This is a genomic window from Streptomyces sichuanensis (assembly GCF_020328095.1).
In the GTDB taxonomy this organism is placed as follows: Bacteria; Actinomycetota; Actinomycetes; order Streptomycetales; family Streptomycetaceae; genus Streptomyces; species Streptomyces cinnamoneus.
This window is the reverse complement of sequence record NZ_JAIXMK010000075.1, coordinates 30,287-56,411: the sequence shown is the minus strand read 5'-3', so window position 1 is coordinate 56,411 and position 26,125 is coordinate 30,287. Positions and strand designations below refer to the sequence as shown.

Sequence of the window (26,125 nt, the reverse complement as noted above, 5' to 3'; positions counted from 1 at the left end):
CCCCCCCCCCCCCCACGACGCGGCCTTGCCTACTTGTCGTCGTCCCCGCGGATGCCGAGGCCCGGGAGGATGTCCGGAAGCAGCGGCGGGATGGTGATGTCCGGCTGCTTGGACGGCTTGCCGTCCTTGCCGTGCGACGGACGCTCGGAGCCGGCGCTGTCGCTCGGCGCGGGCTGCAACAGGCCCGTGCCGCCCAGGAGGCCCTGGTGCTCGTCGGAGGAGCCCGGGGAGGACTGCGGGGGCTTGCTGCCGGAGCGCTTGCCGTCGGACGCGGCCGGGGCCTTGGACGACGGTGCCGAGTGGCCCGCGCTCTCCCGCGCGCCGCGCGTGGAGCCGCCCTCCCGGCTGCCGGGGCCCTTCTTGCCGTGCTTGTCGTCGGGGAGCAGGGAGCGCAGCGGCTCGACCTCATCGTCTATGGCGGCGAAGACCGAGCTGACGTCGTCGGCGACGTCGGTCAGCTGGTCGGGCAGGCGGTCGCGCAGCCGGCTCCAGCCCTCGCCCTGGGAGGAGGCGAACGTCGACAGGCGCTCGATGGCGCCCAGCGAGCCGTCGCGCTGGTAGACGCCGTGCAGCAGGCGGTGGCCCTCGGCGGCGTCGTGCCGGGCGCCGGAGAGCGTCCGGCGGATCTCCGCCAGGGATTCCTGGTCGAGCTCGCCGGACCGGCCGCGCTCCATCAGCCGGCGGGCCTCCTGCAGCCGCGTCGTGGCCTGGTCGAGGAAGAGCCCGCCCCGGGTGGAGTCGCCGTCGGCCATGCCGAGCTTGAGGTCCTCCATGCCGCGCTTGAGGCCGTAGAGGGTGTCGCCGGGCAGGGCGTTGGAACTGGCCGCCGCGACGCCGCCGAACGCACCGGCCGCGACCCCCACCGTGAGACCGCCGGCCGCCAGTCCCTTGGACCAGCGGGAGCGCGGCCGCAGCCGGCTCAGCGGACTCGCCCGGTGGGCGCCCCGCACGGAGCGTTGCTCCGGGACGCCGGCGCCGCCGAACTGGGCCTCCATGGCGGCGATCAGCTGCGCCCGCTGCACCGTTTTGACCTCGGGGTCCAGCGTGGGGGACGGCAGCTCACCCAGCCCACCCGCGAGGGCCAACAGCTTTGCCTGCTCGGCGTCTTCCGCCGATGGTCCGGACTGTGCGGCCGCAGCACCCTGGACGTCCTGGTCCTCCAGGGCCTGGGCGAAGGCGTTCGCCCGCCGGTGCGCCGATACGTTCGCGATCACAGGCGGCACCTCCTCTCGTCATGACGGTCGACTCCCCTCGGCACCTGAAGGGTTGCATGCCTTGAGAACATCCACTCGATCGAGTGAGTGCATAGCGGCATGACGTGGCATGGGGAAGTCTGCACCCCGGACAACGAGCGGCGCGGCAGTCGGGTTACGCGGCCGGGGCGAGGTGGCCGCGGGGGAGTGACGTCGGGCATCGGGTCGGCGCAGGGTCAGCGGGCGTCGTCCGGGAGGAGACGTGCGAGGGTGCGCACGGCCCGGTACTGCAGGGTCTTGATGGCGCCCTCGTTCTTCCCCATGACGCGGGCGGTCTCGGCGACCGAGAGGCCCTGCAGGAAGCGCAGGGTGACGCACTCCTGCTGCTGGGGGTTGAGCTTGCGCACCGCCTCCAACAGAGCGGCGTTGGAGAGGGATTCGAGGACGGAGTCCTCGGGGCTGCGCTCGACCTCGTTGGCGTCGAGCATCTCCCCCGTGGTCACTTCGAGCCGGAACCTCGACGACTTGAAGTGGTCGGCGACGAGGTTGCGGGCGATGGTCACCAGCCAGGCGCCGAAGTCGCGGCCCTGCCAGGTGAAGGTGCCGATCCGGCGCAGGGCACGCAGGAACGTCTCGCTCGTGAGGTCCTCCGCCGTCGCCCGGCCGCCCACGCGGTAGTAGATGTAGCGGTAGACGGTGTCGGCGTACTGGTCGTAGAGGCGGCCGAACGCCTCGGCCTCACCCGCCTGGGCGCGCTCGACCAGGTCGAGCATGCGCGCGCTGTCGCTGTCGGCGCTGGGGCGGCGGGTGGTGGTGGACGTACCGGTGCCGGAAGCTCGGCGGGCGCGTCTGCCGACGGCCGCGCTGCTCTCGGCGAGGGCGTAGCAGGGGCCGGCAGGGCCCCCCGCTACGGCAGGGGCGAGCGTGGCGAAGGCAGGGACGGCGTACGCGGTGGGGACGAAGCCGCGCAGGCGGTCGACGACCGCTGCGCGCAGCGTAGCCAGGCCCGAGGCGTCAACCCCGACGTGTGGGTACACGGGACTCCCAGAGGCAGAGCTTCCATCACGTGCAGTGCCGGACCGTTCACTCGTCGTAGGGACAAGCAGACACCGGCTTGCGTTTGAGGAGAATAACCCTTCGTACAGGCAGCGCTACACCGAGTTGCTCAAATCATCGTTTCCGTTCGATCTCCCGCCGGTTCGTGACCGATCAAATATCGAACTACGAAGGGAAGTTGACTGAATTTGCCGATGGTGTGGCCGATTGGGCAGCGTGTTGTGGCAATCCGGACACCGCAGGACTGTCGGGGGCCATGTGGGGGTATGACAACAGGATTGCCTGTGCGATCAGACCGGTTACGGGCCGTGGCGAGGAGGCGCGCCGGAGCTGTCGCCCGTTCCAGTGACGGGGCAGGGTGACGCCGGGGCGCGCCGCGGCGGCCCCTCCGCGGGCTTCGGCGCCCGGGCGGCGGGGTGCTGTGCCGGGTGGCTGCGGTGCCCCGGCGGCGGGTGCTGCGCCGGGTGGCCGGGGGCCTGCTTCAGCGGCGGCGGCGGTGCAGGGCGATGCCGGCGGCCGCGCCGCCCGCCAGTGCGCCCAGGCCGGCCGCGGCCGGGATGCCGATCTTGGCGGCCTTGCGGCCCGTCCGGTAGTCGCGCAGCCGCCAGCCGCGCTCGCGGGCGTGCTTGCGCAGCCGGCTGTCGGGGTTGACCGCGTAGGGGTGGCCGACGAGCGAGAGCATCGGGATGTCGTTGGCCGAGTCGCTGTAGGCCGCGCAGCGTGCGAGGTCCAGGCCCTCGGCGGCCGCGAGCGCGCGGACCGCCTCCGCCTTGGCGGGGCCGTGCAGCAGCTCGCCGACGAGCTTGCCGGTGTAGACGCCGCCGACCGACTCGGCGACGGTGCCGAGGGCGCCGGTCAGGCCGAGGCGGCGGGCGATGATCGTGGCGGTCTCGACCGGGGCGGCGGTCACCAGCCACACCTTCTGGCCCGCGTCCAGGTGGGCCTGGGCCAGGGCGCGGGTGCCGGGCCAGATGCGCTCGGCCATGTACTCGTCGTAGATCTCCTCGCCGATGGTCATCAGCTCGGAGACGCGGTGGCCCTTCACGATCGACAGGACGCTGTCGCGGGCCTCCTGCACGTGCTCGGGGTCCTCGATGCCCGCGAGCCGGAACCAGGTCTGCTGCCAGGCGAAGCGCGCGAGCTCGCGCTTGCCGAAGAAGTGCCGCTTGTAGAGGCCGCGGCCGAAGTGGAACATGGCGGCGCCCTGCATGACCGTGTTGTCCAGGTCGAAGAACGCGGCGGCCCGCTCGTCGCCGGCCACCGGGAATTCCGGCTCCGGCTCCTCGGTCCCCAGGGGGACCCCCTCGGCCAGTGCCTCTTCGTTCTCCTGCGCGGACTTGCGGGCTGCCTCCGCCGCCGCCTCGCCTGCCAGCACGCTGCGTGCGGTCGCGGAGCGCCTGCGGTGGGTGAGCCATCCGAGTGCGGCCATGCCGCGAGCATAGCCAGTTTGTTCGGGGTAACCGGAAGTCGGGACGGTGCGATGGCGTGAACTCTGTGCGTCGGTCCGGTGACCCACCGCCCGGCGGGTGGCGCTCAGCCGCCGAGGGCCTTGCGCAGCCGGGCGGGGTTCACCCGCCAGAAGTCGTGCTGGTCGCCGTCGACCAGGACGACCGGAATCTGCTCCCAGTACTTACGGTGCAGTTCCTCGTCCTGGGTGATGTCCTTCTTCTCCCAGCGCGCGCCGAGCTCGCCGCAGACCTCGGCGATGACGGCCTCGGCGTCGTCGCACAGGTGGCAGCCGGGCTTGCCGATCAGGGTGACGACGCTGTCGGCGGGGTTCTTGCGGGCGGTGCGGCGCAGGAGCGGGCTCATGAGGGCAATTGTGCCGCCTCGGCGGCGGGGCGCGCGGGGCGCGGGGGGCGTCCGTGCGGCCGTCCGCCCGGCCGAATTGGGTGCCTGAGTCGACTACCATCGTGGGCGATTTATCGGTGTCCGGGGATTTTTTCCGGCCGGGGACCGGGGGCCGGCCCCCGGGACGACGCAGCGCGGTGAGGAGTGAGCGGCCCATGTCCCGGCCCTCGTGCCTGTGGTGCTCCTGTGACGGGCGTTGCGGTCGCGGCAGTGCGGACCATGGTTCCCGGATCGGGCCGAATCACCGCGTGACACCCATCACTTTGCCGGGGCAAAACGGACACCATCTTTGTGCACGCGTTCACAAAGGCATAGCCTGCGTTCGACGGGGCGGTCCTGGGACAAGGCGCCGCCTGCAGCCCCGCTCTACCCGCAGGAGCACCGTGGCAACTGGCCGAACTCACCGACCGGCGACCCGAAGCCGAGGGATCCCCGAGGCCACCGTCGCCCGGCTTCCGCTGTATCTGCGTGCGCTGACCGCGCTCTCCGAGCGTTCGGTCCCCACGGTCTCCTCCGAGGAGCTCGCGACCGCGGCGGGCGTCAATTCCGCCAAGCTCCGCAAGGACTTCAGCTACCTCGGCTCGTACGGCACCCGCGGTGTCGGCTACGACGTCGAGTACCTCGTCTACCAGATCTCGCGGGAACTGGGCCTGACCCAGGACTGGCCCGTCGTGATCGTCGGCATCGGTAACCTCGGCGCCGCCCTGGCCAACTACGGCGGCTTCGCCTCCCGCGGCTTCCGCGTCGCGGCGCTGATCGACGCCGACCCGGCCATGGCAGGCAAGCCGGTCGCCGGGCTGCCCGTGCGCCACACCGACGAGCTCGAATCGATCATCAGCGACAACGGCGTGTCCATCGGCGTCATCGCCACCCCCGCCGGTGCCGCCCAGCAGGTCTGCGACCGGCTGGTGGCCGCGGGCGTCACCTCGATCCTGAACTTCGCGCCGACCGTGCTCGCCGTGCCCGAGGGCGTGGACGTGCGCAAGGTCGACCTCTCCATCGAGCTGCAGATCCTCGCCTTCCACGAGCAGCGCAAGGCCGGCGAGGAGACGACCCCCGCGCCCGCCGGCGCGCCGCGTGCGGACCTCGGGGCCCGCCCGGCGGCGCAGCCGCGCGCGGCGGCCGCGGGCACCAGTGCCCGGAAGGGACCGGACGGGGAGGTTCCCGCCGTGATGCCGGCATGAGCCTCCTGGTCGTCGGCCTCAGCCACCGCAGCGCTCCGGTGAGCGTGCTGGAGCGGGCCGCCCTCACCCGCGAGACGCAGGCCCGGCTCGTGCACGACACGCTGGCCGCCGAGCCCGCCACCGAGGCGGCGGTGCTGGCCACGTGCAACCGCATCGAGCTCTACGCCGACGTGGACAAGTTCCACGCCGGTGTCGCCGAGCTGTCCACGCTGCTCGCCCGGCACACGGGCGTGCCGCTGGAGGAGCTCACCCCCTACCTCTACGTGCACTACGAGGACCGGGCCGTCCACCACCTCTTCTCGGTGGCGTGCGGTCTGGACTCGATGGTCGTCGGCGAGGGCCAGATCCTCGGGCAGATCAAGGACGCGCTCGCGCTCGGCCAGGAGCTGCACACCGCGGGCCGCCTGCTGAACGACCTCTTCCAGCAGGCCCTGCGGGTCGGCAAGCGGGCCCACAGCGAGACCGGCATCGACAAGGCCGGCCAGTCGCTGGTGACCTTCGGCCTGGAGCAGCTCGCCGGGGGCACGGCCGTCGCCGACTGGGCGGCCGGCCGGCGCGCCCTCGTCATCGGCGCCGGCTCGATGTCCTCCCTCGCCGCGGCCACCCTCGCGCGCGCGGGCGTGGCGCACGTGGCTGTCGCCAACCGCACGCTGGACCGGGCGCAGCGCCTGGTGGAGATCCTCACCGAGCCCGGTGCGCCCGGGGTCTTTGCGGGCCTGACCGCCTCGGCCGTGGAGATGGCCGCCGTCGCCGACGAGCTCGCGCTCGCCGACCTCGTCGTCTCCTGCACCGGTGCGACCGGCCTGGTCCTGACCGCCGACGCCATACGGGCCGCGCTCGCGGGCCGCAAGGACACGGGTCCCTGCGCCGCGGCCCCCGGCCCCTGCGCCGCCGCTCCGGCCGGCACGGACGGCGCCGCCCGTACGGACGTGCGCCTGGCCCTGCTCGACCTCGCGATGCCCCGTGACATCGACGCCGCCGCGCACCGCCTCGACGGCGTCCGGCTCGTCGACATCGAGACGCTCGCCGACGCCTCCGCCGACGCGCCCATGGCCGCCGACGTCGACCAGGTGCGCTCCATCGTCTCCGACGAGGTCGCCGCCTTCGGCGCCGCCCAGCGGGCCGCGCACATCACGCCCACCGTGGTCGCCCTGCGCACCATGGCCGCGGACGTCGTCGCGGGCGAGATGGCCCGTCTCAACGGCCGCCTTCCCGACCTCGACGACAAGCAGCGCGCGGAGATCACGCAGACCGTGCGCCGCGTCGTCGACAAGCTCCTGCACGCGCCGACCGTGCGGGTCAAGGAGCTCGCCTCCACCCCCGGCGGCGCCGGCTACGCCGATGCGCTGCGGGAACTCTTCGACCTCGACCCGCAGGCGGTCGCCGCCGTCAGCCGGGCGGACACGCGTGCCGACAGGCACACCACAGCACGGGAGTCGGCATGAACGACACCTCATCCACGGCGCCGCTGCGGCTGGGAACCCGCCGCAGCCAGCTCGCCATGGCCCAGTCCGGACAGGTGGCCGAGGCCGTGCGGCAGCTCACCGGGCGACCGGTCGAGCTCGTCGAGATCACCACGTACGGCGACGTCTCGCGCGAGTCCCTCGCGCAGATCGGCGGCACCGGGGTCTTCGTCTCCGCGCTGCGCGACGCGCTGCTCGCGGGCGACATCGACTTCGCCGTGCACTCGCTGAAGGACCTGCCCACCGCGCAGCCCGCCGAGCTCGTCCTGGCCGCGATCCCGCGCCGCGAGGACCCGCGCGACGTGCTGGTGGCCCGTGACGGGCTGACGTTCGAGACCCTGCCGCGCGGGGCCCGCGTCGGCACGGGCTCGCCCCGCCGCATGGCGCAGCTCAACGCGTGGGCGCGCGAGCTCGGTCTGGAGATCGAGACCGTGCCGATCCGCGGCAACATCGACACCCGCATCGGGTTCGTCACCAAGGGCGAGCTGGACGCGGTCGTGCTGGCCGCCGCCGGGCTGAACCGCATCGGGCGGATCGGCGAGGCGACCCAGTTCCTGGAGCCCGACACCGTTTTGCCCGCCCCCGGCCAGGGGGCCCTGGCGATCGAGTGCGTCGCGACCAACGCACCGCTCGCCGCCGCGCTCGCCGAGCTCGACGACCCGCACACGCGGGCCGCCGTGACCGCCGAGCGGTCCCTGCTCGCCGCCCTGGAGGCCGGCTGCAGCGCCCCCGTGGGCGCGTTGGCCGACCTCTTGGTCGAGGAGCAGGCTGTCACCGAAATGCGCCTGCGCGGCGTCGTCGGCACCACCGACGGCTCGACGCTGGTGCAGCTGTCCACCACCGGTCCCGTACCCGCGTCCGAGGAGGACGCTCTTGCTCTCGGCCGCGCTCTGGCCGCCGAGATGCTCGACAAGGGTGCGGCCGGTCTTATGGGGGAGCGAGCACTTTGAACCCCACCGCCCCGAACCACCCCGCGCACGGGCACGTCACCTTCCTCGGTGCCGGCCCCGGAGACCCGGGACTGCTGACGCTGCGCGCCGTGGAGGCTCTGGCCGCCGCGGACGTCCTCATCGCCGATCCGCAGGTGCTCGACGTGGTGCGCACGCATGCGCGCAGCACCGTGGACGTGCCGGCCACGACGGTTACTGACGAGTCGTCAAAGAACGCCGACGTGCAGGTCCTTCGGGACACCGCCAATCTTGTCATGACGGCCGCGCGCAGCGGCAAGCGGGTCGTCCGTGCGGTGCTCGGCGACCCCGGCCTGGACGGCAACGCCGCCGACGAGATGCTGGCCTGCGCCGACGGCGGCATCACCTTCGAGGTCGTGCCGGGCGTCGCCACGGCCGTGGGCGTGCCCGCCTACGCCGGTGTGCCGCTGCGCGACGGCCGCGGCGGCGACGTGCGGTTCGTCGACGCCCGTACGGCCACCGCCGTGTGCTGGGCCGAGGTCGGCACGAGCGAGGCGACCGCGGTCGTCTCCACCACCCTCGACTCCGTCGTCGCCGCCGCGGGCGAGCTGGTCTCCGGCGGCCGCAAGCCCGACACCCCGGTGAGCGTGACCGTCGCCGGCACCACCACGCGCCAGCGCACCTGGACGGCCACCCTCGGCACGCTGCAGCAGGTGCTGAAGGCCGCCAAGGTGCTGCCGTCCGCCGACGGCGGGCAGCCCGTCATAGCCGTGGTCGGCGAGCGCAGCGCTGCCGAGCAGCGCGAGCGGCTGTCCTGGTTCGAGTCCAAGCCGCTCTTCGGCTGGAACGTCCTGGTGCCGCGCACCAAGGAGCAGGCCGCCTCGCTCTCCGACCAGCTCCGCTCGTACGGCGCAGTGCCCAGCGAGGTGCCGACGATCGCCGTCGAGCCGCCGCGCACCCCGCAGCAGATGGAGCGCGCGGTCAAGGGCCTGGTCACCGGCCGCTACGAGTGGATCGCCTTCACCTCCGTCAACGCCGTCAAGGCGGTGCGCGAGAAGTTCGAGGAGTACGGGCTCGACGCGCGCGCCTTCGCCGGCATCAAGGTCGCGGCCGTCGGCGAGCAGACCGCCAAGTCCCTGATCGAGTTCGGCGTCAAGCCCGACCTGGTGCCGTCCGGCGAGCAGTCCGCCGCCGGCCTGCTGGAGGACTGGCCGCCCTACGACCCGGTCTTCGACCCGATCGACCGTGTCTTCCTGCCCCGCGCCGACATCGCCACCGAGACCCTGGTGGCCGGCCTGATCGAGCTGGGCTGGGAGGTCGACGACGTCACCGCCTACCGGACCGTGCGCGCCTCGCCGCCGCCGGCCGAGACCCGGGAGGCGATCAAGGGCGGCGGCTTCGACGCCGTGCTGTTCACCTCCTCCTCCACCGTGCGGAACCTCGTCGGCATCGCCGGCAAGCCGCACAATGTCACCGTCATCGCCTGCATCGGCCCCGCCACCGCGAAGACCGCGGAGGAACACGGCCTGCGGGTGGACGTGCTGTCGCCCGAGCCCTCGGTGCACAAGCTGGCCGAGGCGCTCGCGGAGTTCGGCGCGGCCCGGCGCGACGCGGCCCTGGAGGCCGGCGACCCGGTCACCCGCCCGAGCGAGCGGCGGCCCGGATCGCGCAGAAGGGCACGGAGTTGAGCACCACGTACGGCACGTTCCCGGGGGCCCGCCCCCGCCGTCTTCGCACCACGCCGACCATGCGCCGCATGGTCGCCGAGCACCGGCTGCACCCGGCCGACCTGATCCTTCCCGCCTTCGTGCGGGAGGGCGCCAGTGAGCCGGTGCCGATCTCGGCGATGCCGGGCGTCGTCCAGCACACCCGCGACACCCTGCGGAAGGCCGCCGTCGAGGCGCTGGAGGCGGGCGTCTCCGGCATCATGCTCTTCGGCGTGCCCGAGGACGCCAAGAAGGACGGACTCGGCACCGCCGGCACCGACCCCGACGGCATCCTCCAGGTCGCCATCCGCGACGTGAAGGCCGAGGTCGGCGACGAGCTCGTCATCATGTCCGACCTGTGCCTGGACGAGTACACCGACCACGGCCACTGCGGCGTCCTCGACTCCGAGGGACGCGTCGACAACGACGCCACCCTGGAGCGCTACGCCGAGATGGCCCAGGTCCAGGCCGACGCCGGCGTCCACGTCGTGGGCCCCAGCGGCATGATGGACGGCCAGGTCGGCGTCATCCGCGACGCCCTCGACCAGACCGGCCACGAGGACGTCTCCGTCCTGGCCTACACCGCCAAGTACGCCTCCGCGTTCTACGGCCCCTTCCGCGAGGCCGTGGGCTCCTCGCTGCAGGGCGACCGCAAGACGTACCAGCAGGACCCGGCCAACCTCCGTGAGTCGATGCGCGAGCTGGCGCTCGACCTCGCCGAGGGCGCCGACATGGTGATGGTCAAGCCGGCGCTGCCCTACCTGGACGTCCTGGCGAAGATCGCCGACGCGGTGGACGTGCCCGTCGCCGCCTACCAGATCTCCGGCGAGTACGCGATGGTCGAGGCGGCCGCCGCGAACGGCTGGATCGACCGCGACCGCGCGATCATGGAGACGCTCACCGGCATCAAGCGCGCCGGCGCGAACATGATTCTGACGTACTGGGCGACGGAAGCCGCCCGGCAGCTGTAACCGCGGCTTGACGCCCCACGGGCGCACCCCGCGGCGTCCGTGACGCAGCGCAATGGCGGCGTTCCCCGGCCCACCGGCCGGGGAACGCCGCCATCGTCCTGTGCGCTGGTGCGACCCCGAGGCGTTTGCGCAGCTCACGCAAGACGAGGCGCATAGTTCACGATCGTCACCCACACAGGTCGTCTCTCGTGGAAACGGCCGAGGGCGTGGGTATGCACTCGGACCATGACTACCGTGTGTATCGGGACGCTTACGCTGCGGAGGCGTGCATGAGCCATGAACCGGAACTGACGGACGACTGGGAGTACACGCTCCAGGTCCCCTCCGACCCCATGGCGCCGTGCATCGCGCGACGCACACTGCGCACCATCTTCGAGGAACACGGATTCCTCGAACTCGCCGACACCGCCGAGCTCCTCACCTCCGAGCTCGTCACCAACGCCTACCGCTACTCCGACGGCCCCGCCTCCGTGCGCGTCAAGCGCGAGGGCAACCGCGTCCGCGTCGCCGTCTGGGACACCAACCCCCGGCTGCCCGCCCTCGACCGCGTCACCCTGCCCGACGCCGAGACCGAGGCCGCGGAGCAGGGCCGCGGCCTCGGCCTCGTCCAGTGGTGCGCCGACAGCTGGGGCGGCTTCGCCCTGCGCGACCAGCCCCAGGGGCTGGTCGGCAAGCTCATCTGGTTCGAGCTCGGAGCGGGCGCGGGATGACGGGCAGGGCGACGGGCCCCGCGCCGGCTAGAGGCGCTCGGGCGTACGGATGCCGAGGAGCGCCATGCCCTGGTGGAGCGTGCGCGCCGTGAGATCGCACAGGAACAGACGGTTCTCGACGACCTCCGGCGCGTTCTCCTCGCTCAGCACCTGGCACTGGTCGTAGAACGTCGTGAAGTGCGACGACAGCTGGTACAGGTACGCGGCCAGCTTGTGCGGCTCGTACGCGGCGGCCACCTCGGCCAGCGTCTCGCCGAACTGGTCCAGGTGCAGACCCAGCGCACGCTCGGCCGGCGCCAGCGCCAGCTCCGGGTGCGCCACCGGCTTCGCGTCACCCGCCCGCCGCACGATCGAACGGATACGGGCATAGGCGTACTGCAGATAGACCGACGTGTCGCCGTTCAGCGACACCATCTGGTCCAGGTCGAACTTGTAGTCGCGGATCGCCGACGTGGACAGGTCCGCGTACTTCACGGCGCCGATGCCCACGTACCGGCCGTTCTCCGCGATCTCCTGCTCGCTCAGGCCGACCTTCCCGGCCTTCTCCCCCACCACGTCCGTCGCCCGCCCGATGGCCTCGTCCAGCAGGTCCACCAGACGCACCGTCTCGCCCTCACGGGTCTTGAACGGCTTGCCGTCCTTGCCCAGGACCGTGCCGAACGCCAGCTGCACCGCGTGCACCTCGTCGTTCAGCCAGCCCATCCGCCGGGCCGTCTCGAAGACCATCTTGAAGTGCAGCGACTGCCGGGCGTCCACCACGTACAGCAGCGTGCTCGCCTTCAGGTGCTCCACCCGGTCACGGATCGCGGACAGGTCCGTGGCCGCATAGCCGAAACCACCGTCCGACTTCTGCACGATCAGCGGCACCGGCTTGCCGTCCGGACCCTTCACGTCGTCGAAGAACACGCACAGCGCACCCTCGGACCGCACCGCGACGCCGGACTCCTCCAGCAGGCGGCACGTCTCGTGCAGCATGTGGTTGTAGCCCGACTCGCCGACGACGTCCTCGTCACGGATGTCCATGTCCAGCTTGCCGAAGACCGAGTAGAAGTAGATCTTCGACTCGTCGACGAACCGCTGCCACAGGGCCAGCGTCTCCTCGTCCCCGGCCTGCAGGTCCACCACCCGGCGCCGCGCCCGCTCCTTGAACTCCGCGTCCGCGTCGAACAGGGCCCGCGCCGCCTTGTACAGACGGTTGAGGTTAGACATGGCCTCCTCACCGGAGGCCGTGCTGTCACCCTCGGCGGCCTTGTGGTCCAGCTCGTGCGGGTGCTCCATCAAGTACTGGATGAGCATGCCGAACTGGGTGCCCCAGTCACCGATGTGGTGACGGCTGACCACCTTCTCGCCCGTGAACTCCAGGATCTTCACCATCGCATCGCCGATCACCGCCGACCGCAGGTGACCGACGTGCATCTCCTTGGCCACGTTCGGCTGCGCCCAGTCGATGACCGTCGTGCCCGGCTCCTGCGCCGACGGCACACCGAGACGATCGTCCGCGGCACGCGCCGCCAGCGTCTCCGTGATCGCCCGGTCGGAGACGGTGATGTTCAGGAAGCCCGGCCCGGAGACCTCGACCTCCTGCACCAGCTGCCCCTCACCCGACGGCAGCCCCTCGACGACCTTCGCCGCCAGCTCCCGCGGATTGCCCTTCAGCCTCTTCGCCAGCGCCAGCATGCCGTTGGCCTGGAAATCGGCCCGGTCGCTTCGTCGCAGCAGCGGGTCCGCGGCACCGGCCTCCGGCAGAGCAGCCGAGAGAGCGTCCGCGATGCGCTGGTGGAGCGTGGAAGCGAGAGAGGGAACCGAAGCCATGGGATGGGTGCCATTCCGGTAGGCGGCGTTTTCGACATCCCGAGTATCCCATGCACCTACCACAGCACCGCCGGGATTTCCCGCCCGCACGGGCAACCCCGGACCCACCCCGTCCGTCTGGGACAATGGTCATGCCAGGACCGTAAGGAAGGAAGTGCCGTGGCTCAGGCTCAGAGCACCGAGGCCGACTGGGTCTCCCGTTTCGCCGACGAGGTCATCGCCGAAGGGGAGCGCCGCGCCCCCGGCAAACCGATCGTCGTCGCCTCGGGACTGTCGCCCTCCGGCCCGATCCACCTCGGCAACCTCCGCGAGGTCATGACCCCGCACCTGGTCGCCGACGAGATCCGCCGCCGCGGCCACGAGTGCGTCCACATCCTCTCCTGGGACGACTACGACCGGTACCGCAAGGTCCCCGCCGGCATCGACCCCTCCTGGGCCGAGCACATCGGCAAGCCGCTCACCGCCGTCCCCGCCCCGCCCGGCAGCCCCTACGGCAGCTGGGCCGAGCACTTCAAGGCCGCCATGATCGAGGCCCTGGACGAGCTGGGCATCGAGTACCGCGGCATCAGCCAGACCGAGCAGTACACCTCCGGTGCCTACCGCGCGCAGATCCTGCACGCCATGAAGCACCGCGGTGACATCGACGCGATCCTCGACCAGTACCGCACCAAGCAGAAGCCCGCCAAGAAGCAGCAGCAGAAGCCCCTCGACGAGGCCGAGCTGGAAGCCGCCGAGGGCTCCGGCGCCGCGGCCGAGGACGACGGCAGCGCCGGCGGCGCGGGCTACTTCCCGTACAAGCCCTACTGCACGGTCTGCAACAAGGACCTCACCACGGTCACGGCGTACGACGACGAGACCACCGAACTCACCTACACCTGCACCTGCGGGCACGGCGAGACCGTCCTGCTCAGCGAGTTCGACCACGGCAAGCTCGTCTGGAAGGTCGACTGGCCCATGCGCTGGGCCTACGAAGGCGTCGTCTTCGAGCCCAGCGGCGTCGACCACTCCTCGCCCGGCTCCTCCTTCCAGGTCGGCGGCCAGATCGTCGGACCCATCTTCGGCGGCGACCAGCCCATCGGCCCGATGTACGCCTTCGTCGGCATCAGCGGCATGGCCAAGATGTCCTCCTCCAAGGGCGGCGTCCCCACCCCCGGCGACGCACTCCAGATCATGGAGGCCCCGCTGCTGCGCTGGCTCTACGCCCGCCGCCGCCCCAACCAGTCCTTCAAGATCGCCTTCGACCAGGAGATCCAGCGGCTCTACGACGAGTGGGACAAGCTGAACGCCAAGGTCGCCGACGGCACCGTCCTGCCCGCCGACGCCGCCGCCCACAGCCGCGCCGTCCGCACGGCCGCCGGCGACCTGCCGACGACCCCGCGCCCGCTGCCGTACCGCACGCTCGCCTCCGTCGTCGACATCACCGGCGGGCACGACGAGCAGACCCTGCGCATCCTCAGCGACCTCGACCCGGCCAACCCCGTCACCACCCTCGACGAGGTCCGCCCCCGCCTCGACCGGGCCGAGCACTGGATCAACACCCAGGTCCCGGCCGAGTCCCGCACCGTCGTCCGCTCCGAGCCCGACACCGAGCTCCTCGGCTCCCTCGACGAGCAGGGCCGCGAGTCCCTGCGCCTGCTCCTGGACGGCCTCGACGAGCACTGGTCCCTCGACGGCCTGACCGCCCTCGTCTACGGCGTGCCCAAGGTCCAGGCCGGCCTGGAGCCCCACGCCAAGCCCACCCCCGAGCTCAAGCTGGCCCAGCGCGCCTTCTTCGCCCTGCTCTACCAGCTGCTGGTGAGCCGCGACACCGGCCCCCGCCTGCCCACGCTGCTGCTGGCGGTCGGCCAGGACCGCGTGCGCAAGCTGCTCGCGGCCTGACCCCGGCACGACGAAAGGGCCGCCGCCCGGTGATCATCACCGGGCGGCGGCCCTTCGTCGTACGCGCTACGCGCTACTGGTTCGCCTTGGCGACCGCCCCCACGACCTCCTTGGCCACGTCCTGCGCGCCGCTCTTCATGTCGTCGACGTTCGGCGACTTCGCACCCTCGAAACCTGCACCGCTGTACTTGACCGTCACGACGACGTTCGCCGTCCGCGCGACCACGGTCTGGTTCTTGTAGTCGTTGTCGTCCTTCTTCGTCTCCGTGCTCACCAGGCTCGCACTGTCACCGATGCCGTCGACCTTCTCCGTCTTGGCATCCTTGGCGCCGCCCTCTGTGGTCGCCTTGTTCACCTGCTGCTCCGCGAACCCCTCGGCCCGCTTCTCGGCCGAGCCCTGCGTCGGGTCGGCCTCCAGGCGCTTGAGCGAGACGGTCAGCGAACGGAACTGCAGGTCCTTGACGTCGGCGTCGTTCAGGCCGCTCCAGAAGCAGCTCGCCAAGTCGTTGGTGTTGCCGGTGGAGACGGCCCTGCCCTCCTTCTTCTCCGCCTTGGGCACCAGCTTCTCGATCGTCTTCTCGTCGACCGTCTTGCAGACCTCCGGCAGCTTGGCGTACTTCGCCGCCTTGGCCGAGGGAGCGGCGGTGGGAGTGGCCGCCTTCGTGGGCTTGGCCGACTCCTTCTTGGACCCGGAGTCGCCGTCCGAGGAGCAGCCGGTGGCGACGAGCATCACCGGTACTGCGGCGCAGGCGAGGATTCGGGCGAGTCGCGGGGCTGTTCGTCGGTGCATGGGTCCTTCGCTCGTTTGGGAGGGTGTGTCGCGGGGCGTGCGGGCCGGCGGGGCGCCCCCGGTCCGGCGGTGCCTACGGGCACGGTACGCGGACCGTGCCCGGGGGCGGCCGAAGCGGGTCGTTACTCGCCGGGCTAATTGCCGAAGTGCCCCGCGTCGAGTTCGCGGGCCAGGCCCTGGGCCTTGCCCTGCAGGTCCTGGCTGCTGGGAACGTGCTGCTTGTCGGTCGTCCACTGGTCGTACGCGATCGTCACGAGGACGTTGGACGAGCGGAAGACGACGGTGACGTCGCGGTGCACGCCCGTGCCGGTGACGGTCACCCGGTCGTCGACGAACGCGTCGTCGCCGAGGTCGTCGAGGACGCGGGGTGCCAGGCGCGGGTCGGCGGAGGGGGAGGCCGGGGCGGAGGAGGGCGCCGAGGGGGCCGCGGACGCCTCGCCGAGCTGCGGGGCGGGGCCCGCGTCCTTCGGCGCGGCGGCGCTCGCGGCCGGGGAGGCGCTGCCCGAGGGCTTGGCGTTCGGCGAGGGGGTGCCGGCCGAGGGCTTGGCGTTCGGGATGTGCGCGGCGACCGCCTGGCGCTCGTACAGCTGCTCGGCCCGGGCCTCGTCGCTCATTCCCGGCTGGTAGGAGACGACGCGCTCGAAGTCCACGGTCAGGTGCCGGGTGCCGCCCGGCGTCTCCAGCTTCCAGCGGCAGCCGACGCGGCGGTCGGTGTCGTACGTGATGGCCGCCTGGCCCTTGAGGAGCCGCTTGGCCTCCTCCTCGTCGCCCTCGCCGGCGCCCGGCAGCATGCGGCGCAGGGTGCCGGGGCTGACGTAACCGCACGGCTCGGGGAGGCTGTGGTACTTGCCGGGCGGGCCCGCGGGCACCGAGGAGCCGGACTGCCCGGCCTTGGCGTCGACGCCCTTGCCACCCGTTCCGCCGCCCCCGCCGCACCCGGCGAGCGCTGCCGACAGCACCGCCGCGGCCAGTGCGGCTGCCGGCGCGTATGCCCTTCGCTGCACGGTCCGTGGCTCCCTTCGGCCGAAATCCGGTTGCCGCCGCCGGGCGGCGGCTGGACACAATGTGTACCGCACGCGCTGCCGCGTCTGCCGTCCCGCTGTCGTGGATGAGCTGATAGTTCCGGCTTTTGCGTTATCCATGTTTTTCGGGGGAATGAGGTAGATATGTCCTACACCGAGGTGCCCGGCGCCCGGGTACCGATCCGTATGTGGGCGGACCCCGCCACGGTCGAGCCGGTGGCGATGCAGCAGCTGCGGAACGTCTCCACGCTGCCGTGGATCGAGGGCCTCGCCGTGATGCCGGACGTCCACTTCGGCAAGGGCGCCACGGTCGGTTCGGTGATCGCCATGCGGGGTGCGGTGTGCCCGGCGGCGGTCGGCGTCGACATCGGCTGCGGCATGTCGGCGGTGAAGACGTCCCTGACGGCCAACGACCTGCCCGGTGATCTCTCGCGGCTGCGGTCGAAGATCGAGGAAGCGATCCCGGTCGGCTTCGCGATGCACGACGACCCGGTGGACCCGCGCCGTCTGCACGGGCTGCGGACGGCCGGGTGGGACGACTTCTGGGGGCGGTTCGACGGGGTCGCGGAGGCGGTGCACTTCCGGCGGGGGCGGGCGCTGAAGCAGATGGGAACCCTTGGCCAAGGAAACCATTTTGTTGAACTTTGTACTGATTTGTCCGGTGCGGTGTGGCTCATGCTCCACTCCGGGTCCCGCAACATTGGCAAGGAGCTCGCCGAGTACCACATCGGCGAGGCGCGCAAGCTCTCGCACAACCAGGGGCTCGTCGACCGCGACCTCGCGGTGTTCATCGCCGACACGCCGCAGATGGCGGCCTACCGGCACGACCTGTTCTGGGCGCAGGAGTACGCGAAGCACAACCGCGAGATCATGATGGCCCTCTTCCAGGACGTCATCCGCAAGGAGTTCAAGAAGGCCAAGCCGATGTTCGAGCAGGTCATCTCCTGTCACCACAACTACGTGGCGGAGGAGACCTACGAGGGCGTGGACCTGCTGGTCACCCGTAAGGGCGCGATCCGTGCGGGCGGCGGCGAGTACGGGATCATCCCGGGCTCTATGGGCACCGGTTCGTACATCGTGCGGGGTCTGGGCAACGCGGACTCGTTCAATTCGGCCTCGCACGGTGCGGGTCGCCGGATGAGCCGCAACCAGGCGAAGAAGCGCTTCACCGAGCGGGACCTGGCGGATCAGACCGCGGGCGTCGAGTGCCGCAAGGACCGCGGCGTGGTGGACGAGATCCCGGCCGCCTACAAGCCCATCGAGCAGGTCATGGAGCAGCAGCGGGACCTGGTCGAGGTCGTGGCGAAGCTCAAGCAGGTCATCTGTGTCAAGGGCTGACAGTGGAAGGGGCGGGCGCTGAGCGCCCGCCCCTTCTTCAGCTTTCCTGGCGCAAGCGCCAGCGTCGGACGTTGCAGGACTTCTCTGTTCTGCCCAGCCGCTCTGCTGCCTCTGCGATGGTCGGTGCATCGAGCAGGATGCGGTCTTCCCTCTGCGTCCAACTGCGTCGTTGCTGCGGTGGGCGCATGTGCGCGGGGCGTGTCCACCGGCTCACCTCGGCAGCGGCTGACCGCTTGCGCTCCAGCGCCAGGCTTCCTGGGTAGTACAAGTGACCGGCCACTGCCACGCCGCTCTCCCGCATGTACATGATGTTGTACGCGCGGTCCCTGACGTTCCTGCTGGTCAGCCGGGGGATGCCAAGTGTCAGTTTGGTGTAGCGGCAGAGGTAGGTGGCGATTGCCGTGCTCGTGGTGGCGAGGCTGACGAACGGCAGGTCCTGTGCTGTGAACCCCACGGCGCCGTCGGCGTCGATGACTCCGCGGAGGTAGTCGCGTGGGGAGAAGGGGACGCGCGGTGGCGTGATCCGCGTTGATTTCTTGCCGTAGGGAATGCCGAGCTCGGCAAGGCGGTTCCTGGCTTCCAGCGAGCACACGGTCCAGATCGCGGACCGGTGGTTCTCCGAGAAATTCGTTGCTCGTGTGCGCTCACTGATCGTGCTGTTGTACGGGCAGAGCTGCTGGAAGGCACGGAGTATGTCGATGTCCCGGTAGCTGATCTCGACGCTCAGTCTGCCCTTGTTGCCGGTGCCCGCGTGCATGTGCCCGTCCGCCTGCAGGAAGCCGAACATGTACGCGTACCGCGGGTCTTCGAGGTCCATGAAGGTCATGGCCCGATCGTCGGTGGGCCCTGCCGCTCGGTTATTCGAAACGGCAGGGCGTCACTAGAACTGGCGAGCGCATCGCCAGGCGTAAGCGCCGCTTCCGCTCACGCGTCCTGCGGGTACCAGCGGAGCTCGACCGTGTTGCCGTCCGGGTCGAGGACGTAGAGGGACTCGGCGGTGCCGCGGGCGCCGAAGCGGGGGCCGGGGCCGTCGACGACCTCGAAGGTGCCGGCGGCGACGACCTCCTGCCAGTCCAGGGGCTCGACGGTGAGGCAGATGTGGTCGACGTTGGACTCGCCGCGCTCGCGGGGGAACAGGTCGATGATGGTGCCGGGGCTGACCCGGACGGAGGGGAAGGACACCTTGCCCGCGCGCCACTCCTCCACGCGGACCGGCTCCAGGCCGAGCGGGCCGGTGTAGAAGGCGAGCGAGCGCTCGACGTCGGAGACGTTGAGCACGAGGTGGTCGAAGGCGATGACACGCATGGGTCCCCCTGGGTGTAGGGGCCGCCCGGTGCTGGGCGGCCTGCCGTACGACGCTAACCCGTCATGATCGTTTTCGCATCGGTTCCGGGGACTGTGACCGAGGTCGCGGTGGTGGTCAGCCCTCGCGGTGGACCTTGTAGTTCGACGCCTGGGCCCGCGGGCGGACGACGAGCAGGTCGATGTTGACGTGCGGGGGGCGGGTGACGGCCCAGGAGATGGTGTCGGCGACGTCGTCGGCCGTCAGGGGCTCGGCGACGCCGTTGTAGACGGCCGCGGCCTTGTCCTTGTCGCCGCGGAAGCGGGTGAGGGCGAACTCCTCGGTGCGCACCATGCCGGGGGCGATCTCGACGATGCGGACGGGCTTGCCGCACAGCTCCAGGCGCAGGGTCTCGGCGAGGACGTGGGCGCCGTGCTTGGCCGCGACGTAGCCGCCGCCGCCCTCGTAGGTGGCGAGGCCGGCGGTGGAGGACAGGATGATGACCGTGCCCTCGGCCCGGACGAGGCGGGGGAGGAGGGCCTGGGTCACGTTGAGGGTGCCGAGGACGTTGACCTCGTACATCGTGCGCCAGTCGGCGGGGTCGGCGGTGGCGACGGTGTCCGCGCCGATGGCGCCGCCGGCGTTGTTGACCAGGACGTCCACGGTGTCCAGGGTGGCCGCGAAGGCGTCCACGGCCGCGCGGTCGGTGACGTCGAGGGCGTGGGGGACGGCTTCGTGGCCGGCGGCGGTGAGCTCCTCGGCGAGGGCGCGGAGGCGGTCCTCGCGGCGGGCGGTGAGCACGACGCGGTAGCCGGCGGCGGCCAGGCTGCGGGCGGTGGCGGCGCCGATGCCGCTGCTGGCGCCGGTGATGACGGCGGTGCGGGTGCTCATGGTGGGCCTCCTGGGGCTGGCGTGGTCTGGGGGCAGCATAGGCCGGGAGGTGCGGCGGGTCAGCGGCCGCGCGGCGCGTACATGATCACGGCGACGCCGGCCAGGCAGATCAGGGCGCCGGCCACGTCGTAGCGGTCGGGGCGGTAGCCGTCGGCGACCATGCCCCAGGCCAGGGAGCCGGCGACGAAGACGCCGCCGTAGGCGGCGAGGATCCGGCCGAAGTGGGCGTCCGGCTGGAGGGTGGCGACGAATCCGTAGAGCCCGAGGGCGACGATTCCCGCACCGATCCAGGCCCAGCCGCGCCCCTGCGCGGAATCACCGCCCCGCACGCCCTGCCAGACGAGCCAGGCGCCGCCGATCTCCAGGAGGGCGGCGAGGAGGAAGAGGGCGGTGGAGCGGACGATCAGCATGGGTGCGGGGTCATGGGTGGGGGACGGGCGGGCGGGGGCCTACGGCCATACGAGGCAGTAGGGCTGGTGCCCGGCCTCGTGGAGGCGATGGGAGAAGTCCTGCCATTCGTGGAGCAATTGGTAGACGTCGAAGGCGTCGCGCGGGCCGCCGCGGTCGGGGACCGTGGACCAGATGAACGCCGCGGCGCCCACCGATTCCTCGCCAATGCCGCGCAGCGGGTCGACCACGGTCATGGGCAGCTTGACCACGGCGTAGTCGGGGTGGAGAACGACCAGTTCGAGAGGGGGGACCTTGTGCAGGGGTATGCCTTCGATACCGGTGAGGACCATTGCGGCCACCGTCTCCGGTTTGATCTTGGTGAACATGCCGCCCATACCCAGCTCGTCACCGCCGAGCTCCTCGGGACGCATGGAAATGGGCACGCGGGCGGCGGTGGCGCCATTCGGCGCCCCGAAGTATTTGTAGGTCACCCCCACCCGGCCACTCCCGCTTGCGCTGTATTCCTCGCGTTGTTCCTTGCGCCGGTGTCGTCCCTTGTGGGCCCGCTCGGCTCGCTCGGGCCCCAGGTCATCCGTGCCCTCGCCCAGTCCGCCACCGCGATGCATATCTCCACCCGACCGCATTTTTAGGCGGCACAGCCCCCGCCGCGCAACCCGATCATCGTCTCAGAGACCTCCCCCGTGGACGGCGTGCGAAACGCCCGGCCACGACTTGCCGGCGGGCTCTGAGACCATGGCTAGCGTGAGCTACCCATATGAAGCCCCAGTCTCGCAGACGCTATTCGACCGCGCGTCGGTCGTGACGCCCGGTGGCGTGAATTCTCCGGTGCGCGCGTTCCGCGCCGTGGGCGGTACGCCCCGGTTCATGGTCTCCGGTTCCGGTCCGTACCTGACCGATGCGGATGGCCGGGAATATGTGGACCTCGTGTGTTCCTGGGGGCCGATGATTCTCGGCCATTCCCACCCCGAGGTGATCGCGGCCGTGCAGGCCGCCGTCGCCCGCGGCACCTCCTTCGGCACGCCCGGTGAGGGCGAGGTCGCGCTGGCGGAGGAGATGGTCGCCCGGATCGAGCCGCTGGAGCAGGTGCGGCTGGTGTCGTCCGGCACCGAGGCGACGATGTCGGCGATCCGGCTGGCCCGCGGTTTCACCGGCCGCACCAAGGTCATCAAGTTCGCGGGCTGCTACCACGGTCACGTGGACGCCCTGCTGGCCGCCGCCGGCTCCGGCGTGGCGACGTTCGGCCTGCCGGACACCCCCGGTGTGACGGGCGCGCAGGCCGGCGACACGATCGTGCTGCCCTACAACGACCTGGAGGCCGTGCACGCCGCCTTCCACGCCCACCCGGGTGAGATCGCGTGCGTGATCACGGAAGCCTCGCCGGGCAACATGGGCGTGGTCCCGCCGCTGCCGGGGTTCAACGCGGGCCTGAAGGCCGCCTGTGCGCAGAACGGCGCGCTGTTCATCTCCGACGAGGTCATGACGGGCTTCCGGGTGAGCCGCGCCGGCTGGTACGGCATCGACGGGGTGAAGCCGGACCTGATGACCTTCGGCAAGGTCATGGGCGGCGGTTTCCCGGCGGCCGCCTTCGGTGGCCGGGCCGACGTGATGGCGCACCTGGCGCCGGCGGGCCCCGTCTACCAGGCGGGCACGCTCTCGGGCAATCCGATCGCCACGGCGGCGGGCCTGGCGCAGCTGCGGCTGCTGGACGAGGCGGCGTACGAGCGGGTGGACGCGGTGTCCGCCGAGATCAGCGGTCTGGTGGGCGAGGCGCTGACGAAGGAGGGCGTAGCGCACCGTCTGCAGACGGCGAGCAACATGTTCTCGGTGTTCTTCACCGAGGCCACGGTCACCAACTACGACGAGGCGAAGAAGCAGGAGGCGTTCCGCTTCAACGCCTTCTTCCACTCGATGCTGTCGCAGGGCGTGTACCTGCCGCCGTCGGCGTTCGAGTCGTGGTTCGTCTCGACGGCGCACGACGCGGCGGCGATCGAGCGGGTGGCGGCGGCGCTGCCGGCCGCGGCGCGGGCGGCTGCCGGGGCGACGGAGGAGGGCAAGTGAGCAAGGACAGCGACATCACGGTCGTCCATCTGATGCGCCACGGCGAGGTGCACAACCCGGACGGGGTGCTCTACGGGCGCCGGTCGGGCTACCACCTGTCGGACCTGGGCCGGCGGATGGCGGACCGGGTGGCGGACCACCTGGCCGACCGGGACGTGACGTATGTGGTCGCGTCGCCGCTGGAGCGGGCGCAGGAGACGGCGACGCCGGTCGCCAAGGCGCACGGTCTGGACCTGGCGACGGACGAGCGGCTGATCGAGGCGGCGAACGTCTTCGAGGGGAAGACGTTCGGGGTGGGTGACGGGGCGCTGCGCAAGCCGGCGAACTGGAAGCACCTGACGAATCCGTTCCGTCCGTCGTGGGGCGAGCCGTACGTCGAGCAGGTCGTGCGGATGATGGGCGCGCTGGACGCGGCGAAGGACGCGGCGCGCGGTCACGAGGCGGTGCTGGTGAGTCATCAGCTGCCGATCTGGATCGTGCGGAGCTTCGTGGAGAAGCGCCGGCTGTGGCACGACCCGCGCAGGCGGCAGTGCACGCTGGCGAGCCTGACGACGTTCACCTACCGGGGGGACCGGATCGTCTCGGTGGGCTACAGCGAGCCGGCGCGGGATCTGGTGCCGGCTCATCTCCTGGCGGGCGCGAAGCCGGTCAAGGGCGGCGCCAAGGCGTTCGGGGCGTAGGCGGTCGTACGCCCGCGCGGAGGGGCTGTCGTTCTGCAACCGAAAATGCGGTGAAGGCCCTGAAAAGAGCGCAACCGTCGTAGTTCGACGCGCCCTCGTACCTAATGTCCATTTATATGGACGGCATATGGTACGGGGCGCGACGAGCAGGGACGGAGCCGACATGCGCGACAGTCGTGACATCACCCGACGGAGTCTGCTCGGATGGGGGGTGGGAGCGGCCGCCGCGCTCGGCGGCGCCGTCGGCTGCTCCGCGGCCACCGCCGGTGAGGAGCAGGGTGCCCAGGCCCCCGGCGGCAAGGCCAACCCCCCGTTCAAGCCCCGGCTGATCGGCGACGGCTCGACCGCCGACTACGGCAAACAGCCCAACCAGCCGCCCAAGCCCGTGCCGCTGGAGCGGGGCGAGAAGCCCCCGCAGTTCGTGATCTTCTCCTGGGACGGGGCCGGAGAGGTCGGCAACGGCCTCTTCCCCCGCTTCCGCAAGCTCGCCCGCGACCACGGCGCCCGGATGACCTTCTTCCTCTCAGGGGTCTATCTCCTGCCCGAGTCGAAGAAACGGCGCTACGACCCGCCGAACAATCCCCGGGGCGCCTCCGACATCGGCTACCTCACCGACGAGCACATCCGCGAGACCCTGCGCCAGATGCGCGCGGCCTGGCTGGAGGGCCACGAGGTCGGCACCCACTTCAACGGCCACTTCTGCCAGGGAAGCGGATCGGTGGCCCACTGGACGCCCGAGGAGTGGGAGAACGAGATCGAGCAGGCCGTCTCGTTCGTCACCCGGTGGCGCACGAACACCGGATTCCGCGATCTCGAACCGCTGCCCTTCGACTACCGCAAGGAACTCGTCGGCGGGCGCACCCCCTGCCTCCTGGGCCAGGACAATCTGCTGCCGACCGCAGCGAAACTCGGCTGGCGCTACGACGCCAGTTCCCCGGGCGGACTCCAGGTCTGGCCGCGGAAGAAGCACGGACTGTGGGACCTGCCGCTGCAGCAGATGCCCTTCCCGGGTCACTCCTTCGAAGTCCTTTCCATGGACTACAACATCCTCGCCAATCAGTCGGTGAACTCCACCCGCGGCCCCTCGCACCACTACTCCGCCTGGCGGCGGCAGGCCACCGAGTCGTACATCGCCGGCTTCGACCGGGCCTACGAAACGAACCGGGCGCCGTTCTTCGTCGGGAACCACTTCGAGGAATGGAACGGGGGGATCTATATGGACGCCGTCGAGGAGGCGCTGAAATACATCGCCGACGACAAGCGCAAGGACGTCCGCCTGGTGTCGTTCCGGCAGTTCGTCGACTGGCTCGACGTCCAGGACCCCGCCGTACTGGCCGGACTGCGCACACTGGAGGTGGGGGAGAAGTGGACCCCGAAAACGGGCCCGAAAGCCCCGCCGAAGTCCGGGCGGCCCGTGAAGCCGTCGACATCACCGAAGCCGGTGAAGTCGGCCGACCGGGACGAGGAGGACGAGGGGGGTGAAGAAGATCCCTAAACTGCGCATGCGAAACTTTTCACATGAGTGCCTGCCGCGCCCTTCGACGCCACCCTTCCCGCCGTCGTACCACCGTGCCGGCCGCCGTCGCCGCAGCCGTCGCGGCGCTGACGCTGAGCGCGTGCAGTTCCGGTAGCACCTCCGGCGGAGGCGGGCAGACCCAGTTCGTCCAGGGCACGGGCGGCGTCGACGTCGTCGAGGACAAGGGCGCCCGGCAGAGCGCGCCCGAGCTGTCCGGCAAGACCCTCGACGACAAGACCCTCGACGTCGCCAAGGAGTACAAGGGCAAGGTCGTCGTCCTGAACGTCTGGGGCTCGTGGTGCTCGCCCTGCCGCGCCGAGGCCAAGTACCTCGTCGCCGCCGCCCAGGACTACAAGGCCAAGGGCGTCGAATTCGTCGGCATCAACACCCGCGACCCCGACCCCGTCCCCGCCCAGGCGTTCGAGAAGGAGTTCAAGGTTCCCTACCCGAGCCTGTACGACTCCTCCGGCAAGCTCCTGCTGCGCTTCCCCAAGGGCAGCCTGAACCCGCAGGCCATCCCCTCCACGATCTTCATCGACCGCGACGGCAGGATCGCCGCCCGGGCGCTCAAGCCGCTGGGCGACGAGGAACTGCGCAAGACCCTCGACCCGCTGGTCGCGGAGAAGTGACCCCGTGACCGCCCTCACCGCCCTCGCCGCCGGCGAGGTGAACCAGACCGTCCTGTCCGGGGCGCTGCTGCTGGCCCTGCCCGTCGCCGTGCTCGGCGGGCTCGTCTCCTTCTTCTCCCCCTGCGTGCTGCCGCTCGTCCCCGGCTACCTGTCGTACGTCACCGGCGTCAGCGGCGCGGACCTGGCCGAGGCCCGGCGGGGCCGCATGGTCGCCGGGGCTTCGCTCTTCGTCCTCGGCTTCAGCGCCGTCTTCGTCTCCTTCGGCGCCCTCTTCGGCTTCTTCGGCACCACCCTGCTGGAGTACAAGGACACGATCTCCACGGTCCTCGGCGCCCTGACGATCGTCCTCGGCCTCGGCTTCATGGGCGTCTTCAACCTCTTCGGGCAGCGCGAATTCCGCTTCCACACCCGGCCGGCGATGGGCCTGATCGGCGCGCCGCTGCTCGGCGTGCTCTTCGGCCTCGGCTGGGCGCCCTGCATCGGCCCGACGCTGGCCGCCGTGCTCTCGCTCTCCTCGAACCAGGCCAGCGCCGGACGCGGCGCCCTGCTCACCGTCGCCTACTGCGTGGGCCTCGGCCTGCCCTTCGTCGTCGCCGCCGTCGCCTTCCGGCGCGCCCTCGGCGCCTTCGGCTGGGTCAAACGGCACTACGCATGGGTCATGCGGCTCGGCGGCGGCATGCTCGTCGTGGTCGGCCTGCTCCTCGTCACAGGGTGGTGGGACACCATGGTCCAGGACCTTCAGACGTGGTCGTCGCAATACACCCCCGGGATCTGAT

The 26,125-nt window shown here is 71.2% G+C and carries 25 protein-coding genes; 13 read left to right on the top strand and 12 right to left on the bottom strand.

The window, feature by feature from the left end:
* Positions 1–29 precede the first annotated feature (29 nt).
* The 4 genes from LE181_RS21085 to LE181_RS21065 form a co-directional block, all read right to left on the bottom strand.
* Positions 30–1,214 carry a DUF5667 domain-containing protein gene (locus LE181_RS21085; protein WP_225662878.1) on the bottom strand — a complete coding sequence of 395 codons (1,185 nt, stop codon included), beginning with the start codon at positions 1,212–1,214 and terminating at the stop codon, positions 30–32.
* A gap of 215 nt (positions 1,215–1,429) precedes the next feature.
* Positions 1,430–2,230 carry an ECF subfamily RNA polymerase sigma factor, BldN family gene (locus LE181_RS21080; protein ID WP_190112071.1) on the bottom strand — a complete coding sequence of 267 codons (801 nt, stop codon included), beginning with the start codon at positions 2,228–2,230 and terminating at the stop codon, positions 1,430–1,432.
* A gap of 500 nt (positions 2,231–2,730) precedes the next feature.
* Positions 2,731–3,678, bottom strand: a complete 948-nt coding sequence (locus LE181_RS21070; RefSeq protein ID WP_225662877.1) for an HAD family hydrolase — start codon at positions 3,676–3,678, stop codon at positions 2,731–2,733.
* Between the two features lie 104 nt (positions 3,679–3,782).
* Positions 3,783–4,061 carry a glutaredoxin family protein gene (locus LE181_RS21065; protein WP_225662876.1) on the bottom strand — a complete coding sequence of 93 codons (279 nt, stop codon included), beginning with the start codon at positions 4,059–4,061 and terminating at the stop codon, positions 3,783–3,785.
* Between the two features lie 422 nt (positions 4,062–4,483).
* On the opposite strand from LE181_RS21065, the gene LE181_RS21060 reads away from it, so the two are divergent.
* The 6 genes from LE181_RS21060 (at position 4,484) to LE181_RS21035 (ending at position 11,042) form a co-directional block, all read left to right on the top strand.
* Entirely contained in the window at positions 4,484–5,284 is an 801-nt protein-coding gene (locus LE181_RS21060; protein WP_225662875.1) for a redox-sensing transcriptional repressor Rex, read from the top strand.
* A complete protein-coding gene (locus LE181_RS21055) occupies positions 5,281–6,729 on the top strand; it encodes a glutamyl-tRNA reductase (RefSeq protein WP_225662874.1) in 1,449 nt (482 codons plus the stop codon). The genes LE181_RS21060 and LE181_RS21055 overlap by 4 nt, the downstream gene beginning before the upstream one ends.
* Positions 6,726–7,697, top strand: a complete 972-nt coding sequence (gene hemC, locus LE181_RS21050) for a hydroxymethylbilane synthase (protein WP_225662873.1) — start codon at positions 6,726–6,728, stop codon at positions 7,695–7,697. The genes LE181_RS21055 and hemC overlap by 4 nt, the downstream gene beginning before the upstream one ends.
* Entirely contained in the window at positions 7,694–9,343 is a 1,650-nt protein-coding gene (locus LE181_RS21045; RefSeq protein WP_225662872.1) for a bifunctional uroporphyrinogen-III C-methyltransferase/uroporphyrinogen-III synthase, read from the top strand. The genes hemC and LE181_RS21045 overlap by 4 nt, the downstream gene beginning before the upstream one ends.
* Positions 9,340–10,332 (top strand): porphobilinogen synthase, encoded by a 993-nt coding sequence (hemB, locus tag LE181_RS21040; protein ID WP_225662871.1) that lies wholly within the window; start codon positions 9,340–9,342, stop codon positions 10,330–10,332. Before LE181_RS21045 ends, hemB begins: the two co-directional genes overlap by 4 nt.
* 269 nt (positions 10,333–10,601) lie before the next feature.
* Positions 10,602–11,042, top strand: a complete 441-nt coding sequence (locus tag LE181_RS21035) for an ATP-binding protein (RefSeq protein WP_225662870.1) — start codon at positions 10,602–10,604, stop codon at positions 11,040–11,042.
* Between the two features lie 27 nt (positions 11,043–11,069).
* Here LE181_RS21035 and argS read toward each other — a convergent pair whose 3' ends face one another.
* A complete protein-coding gene (argS, locus tag LE181_RS21030) occupies positions 11,070–12,854 on the bottom strand; it encodes an arginine--tRNA ligase (protein WP_225662869.1) in 1,785 nt (594 codons plus the stop codon).
* 159 nt (positions 12,855–13,013) lie between these two features.
* Between argS and lysS the strand changes: the two genes are divergently transcribed.
* A complete protein-coding gene (gene lysS, locus LE181_RS21025) occupies positions 13,014–14,732 on the top strand; it encodes a lysine--tRNA ligase (protein WP_225662868.1) in 1,719 nt (572 codons plus the stop codon).
* A 73-nt stretch (positions 14,733–14,805) separates the two neighbouring features.
* Here lysS and LE181_RS21020 read toward each other — a convergent pair whose 3' ends face one another.
* The gene (locus LE181_RS21020) at positions 14,806–15,522 is read right to left on the bottom strand and encodes a hypothetical protein (protein WP_225662867.1); all 717 of its coding nucleotides are present in this window, start codon (positions 15,520–15,522) and stop codon (positions 14,806–14,808) included.
* Between the two features lie 134 nt (positions 15,523–15,656).
* Positions 15,657–16,526: a hypothetical protein gene (locus tag LE181_RS21015; RefSeq protein WP_225662866.1), complete on the bottom strand. Its 870-nt coding sequence runs from the start codon at positions 16,524–16,526 to the stop codon at positions 15,657–15,659.
* Positions 16,527–16,688: 162 nt separating this feature from the next.
* Here LE181_RS21015 and LE181_RS21010 point away from each other — a divergent pair, with 162 nt between their 5' ends.
* A complete protein-coding gene (locus LE181_RS21010) occupies positions 16,689–17,882 on the top strand; it encodes an RtcB family protein (RefSeq protein ID WP_225662865.1) in 1,194 nt (397 codons plus the stop codon).
* 37 nt (positions 17,883–17,919) lie between these two features.
* Here the strand turns inward: LE181_RS21010 and LE181_RS21005 are convergent, their stop codons facing one another.
* The 5 genes from LE181_RS21005 to LE181_RS20985 form a co-directional block, all read right to left on the bottom strand.
* Complete coding sequence (locus LE181_RS21005) at positions 17,920–18,708, bottom strand: hypothetical protein (RefSeq protein WP_225662864.1); 789 nt, start codon at positions 18,706–18,708, stop codon at positions 17,920–17,922.
* A gap of 98 nt (positions 18,709–18,806) precedes the next feature.
* The gene (locus LE181_RS21000; RefSeq protein ID WP_225662863.1) at positions 18,807–19,187 is read right to left on the bottom strand and encodes a VOC family protein; all 381 of its coding nucleotides are present in this window, start codon (positions 19,185–19,187) and stop codon (positions 18,807–18,809) included.
* A 115-nt stretch (positions 19,188–19,302) separates the two neighbouring features.
* Positions 19,303–20,055: an SDR family NAD(P)-dependent oxidoreductase gene (locus LE181_RS20995; RefSeq protein ID WP_225662862.1), complete on the bottom strand. Its 753-nt coding sequence runs from the start codon at positions 20,053–20,055 to the stop codon at positions 19,303–19,305.
* Between the two features lie 59 nt (positions 20,056–20,114).
* Complete coding sequence (locus tag LE181_RS20990; protein ID WP_225662861.1) at positions 20,115–20,465, bottom strand: YnfA family protein; 351 nt, start codon at positions 20,463–20,465, stop codon at positions 20,115–20,117.
* A 39-nt stretch (positions 20,466–20,504) separates the two neighbouring features.
* Entirely contained in the window at positions 20,505–21,071 is a 567-nt protein-coding gene (locus LE181_RS20985; RefSeq protein ID WP_190112088.1) for a hypothetical protein, read from the bottom strand.
* 127 nt (positions 21,072–21,198) lie between these two features.
* On the opposite strand from LE181_RS20985, the gene hemL reads away from it, so the two are divergent.
* From hemL to LE181_RS20960, 5 genes are all read left to right on the top strand, one after another.
* Positions 21,199–22,524, top strand: a complete 1,326-nt coding sequence (gene hemL, locus LE181_RS20980; protein WP_225662860.1) for a glutamate-1-semialdehyde 2,1-aminomutase — start codon at positions 21,199–21,201, stop codon at positions 22,522–22,524.
* Between the two features lie 32 nt (positions 22,525–22,556).
* On the top strand, positions 22,557–23,204 hold the full coding sequence (locus LE181_RS20975; protein WP_225662881.1) for a histidine phosphatase family protein: 648 nt from the start codon (positions 22,557–22,559) through the stop codon (positions 23,202–23,204).
* Between the two features lie 163 nt (positions 23,205–23,367).
* Positions 23,368–24,699, top strand: coding sequence for a polysaccharide deacetylase family protein (locus tag LE181_RS20970; RefSeq protein ID WP_225662859.1), 1,332 nt, complete (start codon positions 23,368–23,370; stop codon positions 24,697–24,699).
* A gap of 23 nt (positions 24,700–24,722) precedes the next feature.
* Positions 24,723–25,349, top strand: a complete 627-nt coding sequence (locus tag LE181_RS20965) for a TlpA family protein disulfide reductase (protein ID WP_225662858.1) — start codon at positions 24,723–24,725, stop codon at positions 25,347–25,349.
* Positions 25,350–25,353: 4 nt separating this feature from the next.
* Entirely contained in the window at positions 25,354–26,124 is a 771-nt protein-coding gene (locus tag LE181_RS20960; RefSeq protein ID WP_225662857.1) for a cytochrome c biogenesis CcdA family protein, read from the top strand.
* The last annotated feature ends 1 nt before the right edge of the window (position 26,125 follow it).

Coding starts and splice junctions, on each gene's coding strand:
- argS (WP_225662869.1), bottom strand. CDS start 12,854: ATGGCTTCGGTTCCCTCTCTCGCTTCCACGCTCCACCAGCGCATCGCG.
- LE181_RS21010 (WP_225662865.1), top strand. CDS start 16,689: ATGTCCTACACCGAGGTGCCCGGCGCCCGGGTACCGATCCGTATGTGG.
- LE181_RS20985 (WP_190112088.1), bottom strand. CDS start 21,071: ATGCATCGCGGTGGCGGACTGGGCGAGGGCACGGATGACCTGGGGCCC.
- LE181_RS21035 (WP_225662870.1), top strand. CDS start 10,602: ATGAGCCATGAACCGGAACTGACGGACGACTGGGAGTACACGCTCCAG.
- LE181_RS21005 (WP_225662864.1), bottom strand. CDS start 18,708: ATGACCTTCATGGACCTCGAAGACCCGCGGTACGCGTACATGTTCGGC.
- hemC (WP_225662873.1), top strand. CDS start 6,726: ATGAACGACACCTCATCCACGGCGCCGCTGCGGCTGGGAACCCGCCGC.
- LE181_RS20995 (WP_225662862.1), bottom strand. CDS start 20,055: ATGAGCACCCGCACCGCCGTCATCACCGGCGCCAGCAGCGGCATCGGC.
- LE181_RS20965 (WP_225662858.1), top strand. CDS start 24,723: ATGAGTGCCTGCCGCGCCCTTCGACGCCACCCTTCCCGCCGTCGTACC.
- LE181_RS21055 (WP_225662874.1), top strand. CDS start 5,281: ATGAGCCTCCTGGTCGTCGGCCTCAGCCACCGCAGCGCTCCGGTGAGC.
- LE181_RS20990 (WP_225662861.1), bottom strand. CDS start 20,465: ATGCTGATCGTCCGCTCCACCGCCCTCTTCCTCCTCGCCGCCCTCCTG.
- LE181_RS20970 (WP_225662859.1), top strand. CDS start 23,368: ATGCGCGACAGTCGTGACATCACCCGACGGAGTCTGCTCGGATGGGGG.
- LE181_RS20975 (WP_225662881.1), top strand. CDS start 22,557: ATGCGCCACGGCGAGGTGCACAACCCGGACGGGGTGCTCTACGGGCGC.
- LE181_RS21000 (WP_225662863.1), bottom strand. CDS start 19,187: ATGCGTGTCATCGCCTTCGACCACCTCGTGCTCAACGTCTCCGACGTC.
- LE181_RS21070 (WP_225662877.1), bottom strand. CDS start 3,678: ATGGCCGCACTCGGATGGCTCACCCACCGCAGGCGCTCCGCGACCGCA.
- hemL (WP_225662860.1), top strand. CDS start 21,199: ATGGCTAGCGTGAGCTACCCATATGAAGCCCCAGTCTCGCAGACGCTA.
- LE181_RS21065 (WP_225662876.1), bottom strand. CDS start 4,061: ATGAGCCCGCTCCTGCGCCGCACCGCCCGCAAGAACCCCGCCGACAGC.
- LE181_RS21020 (WP_225662867.1), bottom strand. CDS start 15,522: ATGCACCGACGAACAGCCCCGCGACTCGCCCGAATCCTCGCCTGCGCC.